Source organism: Streptomyces sp. NPDC050806, assembly GCF_055586425.1.
This window is the reverse complement of the sequence record NZ_JBVJIF010000021.1, coordinates 1-13,499: the sequence shown is the minus strand read 5'-3', so window position 1 is coordinate 13,499 and position 13,499 is coordinate 1. Positions and strand designations below refer to the sequence as shown.

Below are 13,499 nucleotides of genomic sequence, written 5' to 3'. Positions count from 1 at the left end.
TCCCGTACGAGCGTTGGAAGGAACAGTCTCCCGTGAGACCTCTCGGCAGCGGCGATCCGCTGCGTCTCGGCCCGTACCGGCTGCTCGCCGTGCTGGGCACCGGCGGTATGGGCCAGGTGTTCCTCGGCCGGGACCGGGAGGGACGCCGGGCCGCGGTCAAGGTGCTGCGCCGGGAACTGGCCCATGACCCGCACATGGCCCAGCGGTTCCTGCGCGAGGCGGCGGCCGCCCAGGCCGTGCGCAGCCCCGGAGTCGCCCGGGTCCTCGACCTGGAGACCGGGACCGGGCGGCCGTGGATCGCGACGGAGTACCTCGCCGGACCGACCCTTTCCGACGCCGTCGGCCGGCACGGACCGCTCGACGAGAACGGCGTGCGCGCCCTGGGCGCGGCGCTGGCCGGCACGCTCGCCGATGTCCATGCGACAGGGCTGGTGCACCGTGATCTGAAACCGTCCAACATCGTGCTCACCTCCGGCGGCCCGCGCATCATCGACTTCGGCATCGCCCGTCCCGAGCACGGGCTCACCCTCACCACGACGGGACAGGCCCCGGCCACGCCCGGCTACGCCCCGCCCGAGCAGGTGCTGGGCCACCGCACCGGCCCGCCCGGCGACGTCTTCGCGCTGGGTGCGGTGCTCGCGTACGCGTCGAGCGGGCGCCCCGCCTTCGACGCCGCGCATGTCGCCGCCGTGCAGTACGAGGTCGTGCACGGCATACCCCGGCTCGACACCGTCCCGCCCGGCATCCGGGCCATTGTCGAGCCGTGTCTGGCCAAGGAGCCGGGACGGCGGCCGCAGCCGCACCACGTGGCGAGCCATCTCGCACCACCACGGGGGGCGGAGCGGAGCTGGACGACGGGGCCGCTGGCCGCGGACATCGCCGAGCGGGAGACCGCGGCCCGGAAGCTGGCCACACTGCCGGGGGCGGTGACCGGCCGAGGACACAGCCGCCGTCGCTTCATCGGAGCGCTGGCGGCCGGCGGCGCGGTCGTCGCCGTGGGAGGCGGCACGGCCGCCTGGTGGCTGAGCAGGGACGAGTCGGCGGACGCCGCGTCGTGGGCGGCCACCCCGCTGTCCACGTACCGGCCGGGCGTTGCCCCGAAACCGCTGTGGACCAGGCCGGGAGTCGCGGCCACGGACTCTCCCGGGCCGCTGCCGGCCGGTGACCTGGTCGTGACCGGGGCGTCGAAGGGCGGCCTGGTCGCGTTCGACGTGCGCACGGGCAGGCAGCGGTGGTCCGCCTCCGGCGTCGACGCCGCCCGGGGCTTTCTGAGAGCCGGCGACACGGTACTGGCGGCCGACGGTGACGGCGTGCTCCGCGCGCTGGGAGCCACCGACGGCAAGGAGCGGTGGCGGTACCGCGCCGCGGCGGCGGCGCTGCTCGCCACGGACGCGGAGGCTGCGTACGTCCTCACGGAGGACGGCCGGCTGCGGGCCGTGACCCTGCGGTCACGGTCGCCCCGGTGGACGGTGCCCGCCCCGGGCCGGATGACACCGAAGGCGCCGGGGTGCGCCGTGCCGGGTAGGGGCAGCCGTCTCGTGCTGTCCGGGCCGAACGGAGACGTGACCGCCCTCGACACCGCCACGGGGCGTACCGCATGGCGCGAGCCCGGACAGTCCGCGCACGCCCTGGCCCCTGCCGTACAGGACGGGACGGTCTACTTGGGAGGTCGCTCGTTGCGGGCCCTCCGGCTCACCGACGGCGACGAGCAGTGGTCGAGGAAGCCGTCGGCCGGGGACGTCTGGGGCGCGCCGGCCGCGAGCGGCTCCGACCTGTACGTGACGGTCGGTGGCGACGTGCAGCGTCGTCACGCGGACGGTCGTGACGGGTGGACCGCGTCGTACTGGAAGGACGACGACAACGACCCGCTCACCGACGCTCCCGTGATCCATCGGAATTCCGTGTGGACGCCGGTCGACAGCACCGGCGCCCAGGGGGTTTCGGTGACCCGGGCGGACAGCGGGAGCCAGGCGTGGCTGTACACACCGGGAGCGGCCGGGCGCTGGCGCACGGCCGCCGCGGACAACCGCGTCTTCCTCCTCCAAGCCGGTACCCTCACCGCCATGCCCGTCTTCTGACGTGGGGTGGCAGCGTGCTGACGTGGTGGGCACCGGTGAGCGGTGTTCCGCTACACCCGGTCACCACCACTCGCAACCCCCTGCTACCCTGGCTACGCCCAGCCGAGTAATCGAAGCTCCTCTGTGAAGCAGACCAGAGGCGCTCGGTGGGGTTCAGAGGAATCTCAAGGAGTACCGCGTGTCGCTCGACGCCGCTACGAAGAAGCAGATCATGACCGAGTTCGGCACCAAGGAGGGTGACACCGGCTCCCCCGAGGTTCAGGTCGCGCTGCTCTCCCGTCGTATCTCGGACCTGACCGAGCACCTCAAGACGCACAAGCACGACCACCACTCCCGCCGTGGTCTGCTGCTGCTGGTCGGCCAGCGTCGCCGCCTGCTGCAGTACCTGGCGAAGAAGGACATCACCCGCTTCCGCCAGCTGGTGGAGCGCCTCGGCATCCGCCGTGGTGCGGCGGGCGCCAAGTAAGACGGCGTGCAGGGAGCGGTTCCCGGGACGGGGGCCGCTCCCTTTGCCGTACGCGGGGAAAGTACGGGAAAAGTACCCGTGCGTGCCGGACACCGGAGAGTTCCGGCACCCCCTGGTGGCCAGAAGCTTTGTAGTCTGGTCCCACAACGCCATACCGACGGTGCAGCAACGACAGCGCCGTGGTCGGCGCGCCGCGCTCATCACCGACGGCGCGTGACGCAGACAACGCAATAGCGAAAGAGGTGGGGCGCCCATCAGTCGCCGGTCCTCGGTAGTGGCCTCCGGTGTCGCGCAGGCCCCAGGGCCGCCACGCACCGGGTGCTTCGATCGAAGACCGGCCCGCACAGGCGCTCCACCACCGATGATCCGCTGCCACACGGGCAGCGGGTCGCAGACGGTCCCCTGCCATACGGGCAGCGGACGCAGACGAGGAGATATTCCTGGTGGAGAACGAGACCCACTACGCCGAGGCCGTCATCGACAACGGCTCCTTCGGCACCCGCACCATCCGCTTCGAGACGGGCCGCCTGGCCAAGCAGGCCGCCGGCTCCGCCGTGGCGTACCTGGACGACGACACCATGGTGCTGTCGGCCACCACCGCTTCCAAGAACCCCAAGGACCAGCTGGACTTCTTCCCGCTGACCGTGGACGTCGAGGAGCGGATGTACTCGGCCGGGAAGATCCCCGGTTCGTTCTTCCGTCGTGAGGGCCGGCCCTCCGAGGACGCGATCCTCACCTGCCGCCTGATCGACCGGCCGCTGCGCCCCTCCTTCAAGAAGGGCCTGCGGAACGAGATCCAGATCGTCGAGACGATCATGGCGCTCAACCCCGACCACCTGTACGACGTGGTCGCGATCAACGCCGCCTCCTGCTCCACGCAGCTGGCCGGGCTGCCGTTCTCGGGCCCGATCGGTGGTACGCGTGTCGCGCTGATCAACGGCCAGTGGGTTGCTTTCCCGACCCACTCCGAGCTGGAGGACGCGGTCTTCGACATGGTCGTCGCCGGCCGTGTGCTGCCCGACGGCGACGTCGCGATCATGATGGTCGAGGCCGAGGCCACCGAGAAGACCATCCAGCTGGTCAAGGACGGCGCCGAGGCCCCGACGGAGGAGGTCGTGGCCGCTGGTCTGGAGGCCGCGAAGCCCTTCATCAAGGTGCTGTGCAAGGCCCAGTCCGACCTCGCCGCCAAGGCCGCCAAGCCCACCGGCGACTTCCCGGTCTTCCTCGACTACCAGGACGACGTCCTGGAGGCGCTGACCAAGGCCGTCAAGGGCGAGCTCTCCCAGGCGCTGACCATCGCCGGCAAGCAGGAGCGCGAGGCCGAGCTGGACCGCGTCAAGGGTCTTGCCGCGGAGAAGCTCCTGCCGGAGTTCGAGGGCCGCGAGAAGGAGATCTCCGCCGCGTACCGTTCGCTGACCAAGACCCTGGTCCGCGAGCGCGTCATCAAGGAGAAGAAGCGCATCGACGGCCGCGGTGTCACCGACATCCGCACGCTGGCCGCCGAGGTCGAGGCCATCCCGCGCGTCCACGGTTCCGCGCTGTTCGAGCGTGGCGAGACCCAGATCCTGGGTGTGACCACGCTGAACATGCTCCGCATGGAGCAGCAGCTGGACACGCTGTCGCCGGTGACGCGCAAGCGCTACATGCACAACTACAACTTCCCGCCGTACTCCGTCGGTGAGACCGGCCGCGTGGGTTCGCCCAAGCGCCGCGAGATCGGCCACGGCGCGCTCGCCGAACGCGCGATCGTGCCGGTGCTGCCGACGCGCGAGGAGTTCCCCTACGCGATCCGTCAGGTCTCCGAGGCGCTGGGCTCCAACGGCTCGACGTCCATGGGTTCGGTCTGCGCCTCCACGATGTCGCTGCTGAACGCCGGTGTGCCGCTGAAGGCCCCGGTCGCCGGTATCGCCATGGGCCTGATCTCCCAGGAGATCGACGGCGAGACGCACTACGTCGCCCTCACCGACATCCTCGGTGCGGAGGACGCGTTCGGTGACATGGACTTCAAGGTCGCCGGTACGAAGCAGTTCGTCACCGCCCTGCAGCTGGACACCAAGCTGGACGGTATTCCGGCGTCGGTGCTGGCCGCGGCCCTGAAGCAGGCCCGCGACGCGCGTCTGCACATCCTGGACGTGATGAACGAGGCGATCGACGTTCCGGACGAGATGTCCCCGAACGCGCCGCGGATCATCACCGTCAAGATCCCGGTGGACAAGATCGGTGAGGTCATCGGCCCCAAGGGCAAGATGATCAACCAGATCCAGGAGGACACCGGCGCCGACATCACGATCGAGGACGACGGCACCATCTACATCGGTGCCGCCGACGGCCCGGCCGCCGAGGCCGCCCGCACCACGATCAACGGCATCGCCAACCCGACCATGCCGGAGGTCGGCGAGCGCTACCTGGGTACGGTCGTCAAGACGACCACCTTCGGTGCGTTCGTCTCGCTGCTCCCGGGCAAGGACGGCCTGCTGCACATCTCGCAGATCCGCAAGCTCGCCGGTGGCAAGCGCGTGGAGAACGTCGAGGACGTGCTCGCGGTCGGCGCCAAGGTGCAGGTCGAGATCGCCGAGATCGACCAGCGCGGCAAGCTCTCCCTGATCCCCGTGATCGAGGGCGAGGAAGGCAACGAGGAGAAGAAGGACGACGCCGCCAAGTGACGTCCCGTACTTCCCGGACGACGGCCCGCACCTCTTCGGAGGGGCGGGCCGTCGCCCGTACCCAAACGCTTCTCAAGGGCGAGGGCGGCGCCGGCACGGTCCGCAGGACCGTCCTGCCCGGTGGCCTGCGGGTCGTCACCGAGACCCTGCCCTCCGTACGGTCGGTGACCTTCGGGATCTGGGCGAACGTCGGCTCCCGGGACGAGACGCCGGCGCTCAACGGCGCCACCCACTACCTGGAGCATCTGCTCTTCAAGGGCACGGAGCGGCGCAGCGCGCTGGACATCTCCGCCGCGATCGACGCGGTCGGCGGCGAGATGAACGCCTTCACCGCGAAGGAGTACACCTGCTACTACGCGCGGGTGCTCGACGCCGACCTGCCGCTGGCCATCGACGTGGTCTGCGACATGCTCACCGGCTCGCTGATCCGCGAGGACGACGTGGACGTCGAGCGCGGTGCGATCCTCGAAGAGATCGCCATGACGGACGACGACCCGGGCGACTGCGTGCACGACCTCTTCGCGCACACGATGCTCGGCGACAGTCCGCTCGGCCGCCCGGTGCTCGGCACCGTCGACACGGTCAACGCCCTGAATTCGAGCCGCATACGCCGCTTCTACAAGAAGCACTATGACCCGACCCGCCTGGTCGTCACCGCGGCCGGCAACGTCGACCACGCCAAGGTCGTCCGCCAGGTCCGCCGCGCCTTCGAGAAGGCCGGCGCGCTGGACCGTACGGACGCGGTGCCGATGGCCCCCCGGGGCGGTACGCGGGCGATCCGGACGGCCGGCCAGGTGGAGATGCTGGGCCGGAAGACCGAGCAGGCGCACGTCATCCTCGGCATGCCCGGCATGCCGCGCACCGACGAACGCCGCTGGGCCATGGGCGTGCTCAACACCGCACTCGGCGGCGGCATGAGCTCCCGCCTCTTCCAGGAGGTACGGGAGAAGCGCGGCCTGGCCTACAGCGTCTACTCCTACACCTCGGGCTACGCGGACTGCGGGCTGTTCGGGGTGTACGCGGGCTGCCGCCCGAGCCAGGTGCACGACGTGCTGAAGATCTGCCGCGACCAGCTGGACGAGGTCGCCGAGCACGGGCTCGCCGACGACGAGGTCGAGCGGGCCATCGGGCAGCTGCGCGGCTCCACTGTCCTCGGCCTGGAGGACACCGGCGCCCTGATGAACCGCATCGGCAAGAGCGAGCTGTGCTGGGGCGACCAGATGTCGGTGGACGACATGCTCGCCCGGATAGCGGCCGTCACCCCGGACGACGTGCGCGAGGTCGCGCGCGATGTACTGGGGCAGCGTCCTTCGCTGTCCGTCATCGGCCCGCTGAAGGACCGGCAGGCGGCACGGCTGCACGAAGTGGTCGCGTAGCGCGGAAACGGCCGCGTCCGCCCCGCAAAGCGGCGGCACGCGGCCGGAAGCGGTCGTACGAGGCCCACGTGCGGTCGTACGAGGCCGGAGAATGGCCGCGTACGACCGCGCCCCGAACCGAAGGAAGCAAGGACGATGAGCAAGCTGCGTGTGGCTGTGATCGGCGCCAAGGGCCGGATCGGCTCCGAGGCCGTCAAGGCGGTCGAGGCCGCCGAGGACATGGAGCTGGTGGCGGCGCTGGGCCGCGGCGACAAGCTGGAGAAGCTGGTCGAGGCCGGCGCCGAGGTCGCGGTCGAGCTGACCCACCCCGACGCCGTCATGGAGAACCTCGAATTCTGCGTCCGGCACGGCATCCACGGAGTGGTCGGCACCACCGGCTGGAGCGACGAGCGCCTCGCGCAGCTGCGCTCCTGGCTGGGCGGCGCGCCGCAGGTCGGCGTGCTGATCGCGCCGAACTTCTCGATCGGCGCGGTGCTGACCATGCAGTTCGCACAGCAGGCGGCCCGCTTCTTCGAGTCCGTCGAGGTCGTCGAGCTGCACCACCCGAACAAGGCGGACGCCCCGTCCGGTACGGCGGCCCGCACCGCTCAGCTCATCGCCGACGCACGTGAGAAGGCCGGCTGCGCGCCGGCGCCGGACGCCACCGCGACCGCCCTGGACGGCGCCCGCGGCGCGGACGTGGGCGGCGTGCCCGTGCACTCCGTACGGCTGCGCGGTCTGCTGGCGCACCAGGAGGTGCTGCTCGGCGGGGAGGGCGAGACCCTCACCATCCGGCACGACTCCCTGCACCACTCCAGCTTCATGCCGGGCATCCTGCTCGGCGCGCGGCGCGTGGTGAACACTCCCGGCCTGACCATGGGCCTGGAGAACTTCCTCGATCTGGCCTGACGGCCGGCAGTCAGTAGGGCAGTACGCACAGTGCGCGCAAAGATCACTTACTTCGTCCTCGCGGCGGTCCTGGTCGTCTACTTCGTCCTGGTCGGCGACCGCGGCGTGCTGCTGATCCGGCAGGGCACCCCGATCACGGTCGTCTTCGGGCTCGCCGTCCTGGTGCTGCCGGTGATCGGGGTGTGGTTCCTCTGGCACACCACGCAGTTCGCCCGGAAGGCCGGGCTGCTGGCGAAGGAGCTGGAGGCCGAGGGCGGGCTGCCCGTCGACGAGCTGCAGCGGACGCCGAGCGGCCGGATCGACCGGGACGCGGCGGACGAGGTCTTCCAGCGGCGGCGGGCCGAGGCCGAGGCGGCACCGGACGACTGGCGGGCGTGGTTCCGGCTGGCCGTTGCCTACCACGACGCGCGGGACACGCCGCGCGCCCGCAAGGCCATGCAGCGGGCCATCGCGCTGCACGACGGAAAGCCGGTACGAGCGGCCTGAGGCGGGCACGTTCGGACCGCGCGGTGGTACGGGAACGGGGCGCGAGCTTTTCGGCTCGCGCCCCGTTCCCGTATGTGCGTTCCGGCGTGGTTTCTCGGCCTCCGGCGTGGCTCTCAGCGGCTCCCCGGCTGCTCTCCGGGCGGCACCGGCCGCTTCTCAGCCGTGCTGCTCCGCCGCCCACGCGGCCACCATGTCCGCCGCGCGGTTGAACGCGCCGGGGCGGGTCAGGAAGTCGCCGTTGTGGTCGGTGACGAGCGTGCGCGGCTCGACATCGCCCGGACCGCCGATCAGCAGCGCCTGCCCCTGGACGGTCCGCGGCAGGCCGAGCCAGCGCACCGGCTGCTGGACCGTACGGACCGAGGTGACCGCGCTCCACGGGAGCGTCGTCGTGCGTACCAGTCGTACCTGGCGCAGCCCGGCGGCGCTCACCCAGATGCCGACCCGCAGCAGCCGCACCGAGACCAGGATGATCACGACCGCCACGGCCAGGCACACCCCGGCGCCGATCGGCGCCCCGGCCAGCCCGATGATCATCGCGGACAGCAGGACGAAGGACGCCAGCAGCAGAAGCACGGCCGCCGCCCCCACCCGCCACGGTCCGGGGCGGTAGGGGCGGCGCCAGTGGTCACGCTCGTTGTGCGGAAGGGGCGCCGGGTCTCCGGCGTCCCCGTCGAGGTCGCGGTCGGCCGTCAGGAAGGGCAGGGGCACGGCGGATCCTCACTCACGGCCCGCGTTACGCACGGGCACACGGTCGAAAGCTGTGACCGGTGAGGCTAGCGGCACCAGGACGGCCGGAACCAATCCTTCGCCGGTCCGCCGGGCTGCCCGCCCGAACGGCGCAACGCGCACACGGCTCAGCGGCCGTGCGCGGCCTCGGACTGATGGGTCGTATTCGGGCCGCCGACCGTGTCCTGCTGCAGGGCGGGCACGCCGAACAGCAGAGAACCGGTCAGGCCGGCGGCGACGGTGAGCCCCAGGAGCGAGCGGCCGAAGATCTGGGATCGGCTCGCCCGCTGACGCGGCGGGGGAGTGACATTGCTGCGGAACCGGTCTGCCTCGGCGACAAAGGCGAACGGGACGGGCTCTCGCCGGCGGAACATGAGCGGGCTCTCCTAGGAACCTCGAAGTGGGCAGTGTCACATGGTTCAACGTCACTGGCACTCGAAGAGTGCCCGTTTTCCGTGACTTCTGTGAAAAATATCAACTGCCGTGGACGGGGTCCGCACCGGGGGTCCCTTTTGTCGCATCGCGCCGCATCGCACCGCATTTCCGGGCTTGTCAGTGGCGGGCCGTAGGCTTGGCGCGCCCGAGCGACGAGCGGCGCGAACGCCGCGGCAGATCGGACGGGTACCCGCCGCAGCACGATGTATGAACGGAAGGAACCGCCGGTGTCCCACACCCCCGCCGAGAGCGCCGACAGCGCAGCCCCCGCATTCCGGAGCGAGGTGACGGTCGAGCTGGTCAAGCACGCCGCCGGCGACAGCGACGTCCTGTGGGCCGCGCGGGTCTCCACCGCCGGCGAGCAGTCCCTGGAGGAGCTGCAGAAGGACCCCGAGCGCTCCAAGGGCCTGATCAACTACCTGATGCGCGACCGGCACGGCAGCCCGTTCGAGCACAACAGCATGACCTTCTTCATCAGCGCCCCGATCTTCGTGTTCCGCGAGTTCATGCGGCACCGCGTGGGCTGGTCGTACAACGAGGAGTCCGGCAGGTACCGGCAGCTGGAGCCGGTCTTCTACGTCCCCGCGACCGACCGCAAGCTCGTGCAGCAGGGCCGCCCCGGCAAGTACGAGTTCGTCCAGGGCACCGAGGAGCAGCACGAGGTCACCACCCGGGCGATGGAGGACTCCTACCGCCAGGCGTACGCGGCGTACCAGGAGATGCTGGCGGCCGGCGTGGCCCGTGAGGTCGCCCGTTCGGTCCTGCCCGTGGGCCTCTTCTCCTCCATGTACGCCACCTGCAACGCCCGCTCCCTGATGCACTTCCTGGGCCTGCGCACGCAGCACGAACAGGCGAAGGTTCCGTCCTTCCCGCAGCGCGAGATCGAGATGGTCGGCGAGCAGATGGAAGCCCACTGGGCCAAGCTCATGCCGCTCACGTACGCCGCCTTCAACGCCAACGGACGGGTCGCTCCGTAAGTCGCGCGAGGGAGATCTCCGTGGCCCGACGGAAGGGCCTCGCGAGAAGGTGTCCGTATTGCGGCGTTTTGAGAAATTCCTCTACGCTGAACACACGGATCCGGCACTGCCTGAACCCCCGAGCAGGCAGTGCCGGGTCCACATCCCGGCCTCCCCAGGGGCGCAACCAGCGGTGAGCTACGAGTAGCGTGGGACCCATGGCTCCGACTTCCACACCGCAGACCCCCTTCGGGCGGGTACTGACCGCCATGGTCACGCCGTACACGGCGGATGGCGCTCTCGACCTCGACGGCGCGCAGCAGCTCGCCGCCCACCTGGTGGACGCCGGCAACGACGGTCTCGTCGTGAACGGCACCACGGGAGAGTCCCCGACCACCAGCGATGCGGAGAAAGCCCAGCTGGTCAGGGCCGTGGTCGAAGCGGTGGGAGACCGCGCCTTCGTGGTCGCCGGAGCCGGCACGAACGACACCCGCCACAGCCTGGAGCTGGCCCGCGCCGCCCAGGACGCCGGAGCGCACGGCCTGCTCGCCGTGACCCCCTACTACAGCAAGCCGCCGCAGGAAGGTCTCTTCCGGCACTTCAGCGCGATTGCCGACGCCACCGACCTGCCGGTCATGCTCTACGACATCCCCGGCCGCAGTGGCGTACCGATCAACACCGAGACCCTCGTCCGGCTGGCCGAGCACCCCCGCATCGTCGCCAACAAGGACGCCAAGGGCGACCTCGGCCGCGCCAGCTGGGCCATCGCCCGCTCCGGCCTCGCCTGGTACAGCGGCGACGACATGCTGAACCTCCCGCTGCTCTCGGTCGGTGCCATCGGCTTCGTCTCGGTCGTCGGCCATGTGGTGACCCCCGAGCTGCGCGCCCTCCTGGAAGCCCACGTGACCGGCGACGTCACGAAGGCGAAGGAGATCCACCAGAAGCTGCTGCCGGTCTTCACCGGCATGTTCCGCACCCAGGGCGTCATCACGACCAAGGCGGCGCTCAACCTCCAGGGCCTCCCCGGCGGGCCGCTGCGCCTCCCGCTGGTCGACCTTTCGCCCGAGGAGACGGAGCAGCTCAAGGTCGATCTCGCCGCCGGCGGGGTACACCTCTGACATCAGACTTCACAACTGAATACGGCTCGCGCGACCCCGACGGTCGTCACAGCTGAGACGAACAACCACAGCCACAACAGCAAGTGCACGAATGTCATGCGCGCCACGTGCCTCAAGGGCCCGTGGCGCGTGTGGTGAGGAGAGTCTTTTGAGTCATCCGCATCCCGAACTCGGCGCGCCGCCGAAGCTCCCCGAGGGCGGCCTGCGCGTCACCGCTCTGGGCGGCCTCGGAGAGATCGGCCGCAATATGACCGTCTTCGAGTACGACGGCCGGCTGCTGATCGTCGACTGCGGAGTGCTCTTCCCCGAGGAGGAGCAGCCCGGAATCGACCTGATCCTGCCGGACTTTTCGTCCATCAGGGACCGCCTCGACGACATCGAGGGCATCGTGCTCACGCACGGCCACGAGGACCACATCGGTGCCGTCCCCTATCTGCTTCGCGAGAAGCCGGACATCCCCCTGATCGGCTCCAAGCTGACCCTCGCGCTGATCGAGGCCAAGCTCCAGGAGCACCGCATCCGGCCGTACACGCTGGAGGTCGTCGAGGGCGACCGCGAGCGCCTCGGCCCCTTCGACTGCGAATTCGTCGCGGTCAACCACTCCATCCCGGACGCCCTCGCGGTCGCCATCCGCACCCCCGCGGGCATGGTCGTCCACACGGGTGACTTCAAGATGGACCAGCTCCCGCTGGACCGCCGGCTCACCGACCTCCCCACGTTCGCCAAGCTCGGCGAGGAGGGCATCGACCTCCTCCTGTCGGACTCCACGAACGCCGAGGTCCCCGGGTTCGTGCCGCCCGAGCGCGACATCTCCAACGTGCTGCGCCAGGTCTTCGCGACCGCCCAGAAGCGCATCATCGTGGCGAGCTTCGCCAGCCACGTGCACCGCATCCAGCAGATCTGCGACGCGGCGCACGAGTACGGCCGTCGCGTCGCCTTCGTCGGCCGCTCGATGGTCCGCAACATGGGCATCGCCCGTGAGCTGGGCTACCTGAACGTCCCCGCCGGACTCGTCGTGGACGTGAAGACCCTCGACGACCTGCCGGACGACGAGATCGTGCTGGTCTGCACGGGCTCGCAGGGCGAGCCGATGGCGGCCCTGTCCCGGATGGCCAACCGCGACCACCAGATCCGGATCGTCCCGGGCGACACGGTGATCCTGGCGTCCTCGCTCATCCCGGGCAACGAGAACGCCGTCTACCGCGTGATCAACGGGCTCACCCGATGGGGCGCCAACGTTGTCCACAAGGGCAACGCCAAGGTGCACGTCTCGGGCCACGCCTCGGCCGGCGAGCTGCTGTACTTCTACAACATCTGCAAGCCGAAGAACCTGATGCCGGTGCACGGCGAATGGCGCCACCTGCGGGCCAACGCCGAGCTGGGCGCGCTCACCGGCGTGCCCAAGGACCACATCGTCATCGCCGAGGACGGCGTGGTCGTCGACCTGGTCGACGGCACGGCGCGGATCACCGGCAAGGTCCAGGCGGGATACGTGTACGTCGACGGCCTCTCGGTCGGCGACGTCACGGAGAACGCCCTGAAGGACCGCCGCATCCTCGGCGACGAGGGCATCATCTCCGTCTTCGTCGTGGTCGACAGCACCTCGGGCAAGATCACCGGTGGGCCGCACATCCAGGCCCGCGGCTCCGGCATCGACGACGCCGACTTCGGCGGCGTCCTGCCGAAGATCGACGAGGTACTGGCCAAGTCCGCCCAGGACGGCGTCATGGAGCCGCACCAGGTGCAGCAGCTCGTACGCCGCACCGTGGGCAAGTGGGTGTCGGACAACTACCGCCGCCGGCCGATGATCCTGCCGGTCGTCGTGGAGGTCTGACGACCCGTCGGAAGCGCGTACGGAGCGGGGCGCCCGGATTTGCATCCAGGAGCCCCGCTCCAGTACGTTTACGGCTCCGCCTGAGGGGAACCGGGAACGCCTGGCGTTCTACGGGACTCCACGGCGACCGGCTCCGCGAGGGGCCGGGAAATCCGACCCAGAGCAATCTGATAGCGTCGGAGCCGCCGAAAGGAAGTCGAAAGACAACCGAAAGGCGAAGGCCAATCCAAAGGCCACTGGAAACAAATTCGGACCGGCTGCGACTTTCGAGAAGCAGGGAGCGAACGAGGATCTGGTAAAGTCGGAACCGCCGAAAGGGAAAGCCCGCAAGGGCCGCACCGGAAAGCAACCCCGCTCCGACAGGGGGCCGGATCACCAAAAAGGATCTGGTAAGATCGGAACCGCGAAGAAGCCGAAAGGCCGAAACGCACCGGCGAAAATCGGAACCGCAAGGATCTGATAGAGTCGGAAAC

The 13,499-nt window shown here is 70.0% G+C and carries 11 protein-coding genes; 9 read left to right on the top strand and 2 right to left on the bottom strand.

Annotated features, from left to right (window positions below; all coding sequences use genetic code 11):
* The first annotated feature begins 32 nt into the window (after positions 1–32).
* From ACZ6WH_RS38480 to ACZ6WH_RS38455, 6 genes are all read left to right on the top strand, one after another.
* Entirely contained in the window at positions 33–2,078 is a 2,046-nt protein-coding gene (locus tag ACZ6WH_RS38480; protein ID WP_469734758.1) for a protein kinase domain-containing protein, read from the top strand.
* Between the two features lie 178 nt (positions 2,079–2,256).
* Entirely contained in the window at positions 2,257–2,544 is a 288-nt protein-coding gene (gene rpsO / locus ACZ6WH_RS38475; RefSeq protein ID WP_052869281.1) for a 30S ribosomal protein S15, read from the top strand.
* A gap of 443 nt (positions 2,545–2,987) precedes the next feature.
* Complete coding sequence (locus ACZ6WH_RS38470; protein ID WP_469734756.1) at positions 2,988–5,207, top strand: polyribonucleotide nucleotidyltransferase; 2,220 nt, start codon at positions 2,988–2,990, stop codon at positions 5,205–5,207.
* Positions 5,204–6,583 (top strand): M16 family metallopeptidase, encoded by a 1,380-nt coding sequence (locus tag ACZ6WH_RS38465; protein ID WP_469734754.1) that lies wholly within the window; start codon positions 5,204–5,206, stop codon positions 6,581–6,583. Before ACZ6WH_RS38470 ends, ACZ6WH_RS38465 begins: the two co-directional genes overlap by 4 nt.
* Before the next feature lie 135 nt (positions 6,584–6,718).
* Positions 6,719–7,471, top strand: coding sequence for a 4-hydroxy-tetrahydrodipicolinate reductase (gene dapB / locus ACZ6WH_RS38460; RefSeq protein ID WP_432859286.1), 753 nt, complete (start codon positions 6,719–6,721; stop codon positions 7,469–7,471).
* A 30-nt stretch (positions 7,472–7,501) separates the two neighbouring features.
* A complete protein-coding gene (locus ACZ6WH_RS38455) occupies positions 7,502–7,957 on the top strand; it encodes a hypothetical protein (protein ID WP_469734752.1) in 456 nt (151 codons plus the stop codon).
* Positions 7,958–8,113: 156 nt separating this feature from the next.
* Here the strand turns inward: ACZ6WH_RS38455 and ACZ6WH_RS38450 are convergent, their stop codons facing one another.
* Both ACZ6WH_RS38450 and ACZ6WH_RS38445 read right to left on the bottom strand, forming a co-directional pair.
* On the bottom strand, positions 8,114–8,665 hold the full coding sequence (locus tag ACZ6WH_RS38450) for a hypothetical protein (protein ID WP_469734750.1): 552 nt from the start codon (positions 8,663–8,665) through the stop codon (positions 8,114–8,116).
* Positions 8,666–8,811: 146 nt separating this feature from the next.
* Positions 8,812–9,057: a hypothetical protein gene (locus ACZ6WH_RS38445; protein ID WP_361556524.1), complete on the bottom strand. Its 246-nt coding sequence runs from the start codon at positions 9,055–9,057 to the stop codon at positions 8,812–8,814.
* Positions 9,058–9,345: 288 nt separating this feature from the next.
* On the opposite strand from ACZ6WH_RS38445, the gene thyX reads away from it, so the two are divergent.
* The 3 genes from thyX (at position 9,346) to ACZ6WH_RS38430 (ending at position 13,026) form a co-directional block, all read left to right on the top strand.
* The gene (gene thyX / locus ACZ6WH_RS38440) at positions 9,346–10,095 is read left to right on the top strand and encodes an FAD-dependent thymidylate synthase (RefSeq protein WP_361556527.1); all 750 of its coding nucleotides are present in this window, start codon (positions 9,346–9,348) and stop codon (positions 10,093–10,095) included.
* A 197-nt stretch (positions 10,096–10,292) separates the two neighbouring features.
* A complete protein-coding gene (dapA, locus tag ACZ6WH_RS38435; RefSeq protein WP_361556530.1) occupies positions 10,293–11,192 on the top strand; it encodes a 4-hydroxy-tetrahydrodipicolinate synthase in 900 nt (299 codons plus the stop codon).
* 148 nt (positions 11,193–11,340) lie between these two features.
* On the top strand, positions 11,341–13,026 hold the full coding sequence (locus ACZ6WH_RS38430) for a ribonuclease J (protein ID WP_432859294.1): 1,686 nt from the start codon (positions 11,341–11,343) through the stop codon (positions 13,024–13,026).
* The last annotated feature ends 473 nt before the right edge of the window (positions 13,027–13,499 follow it).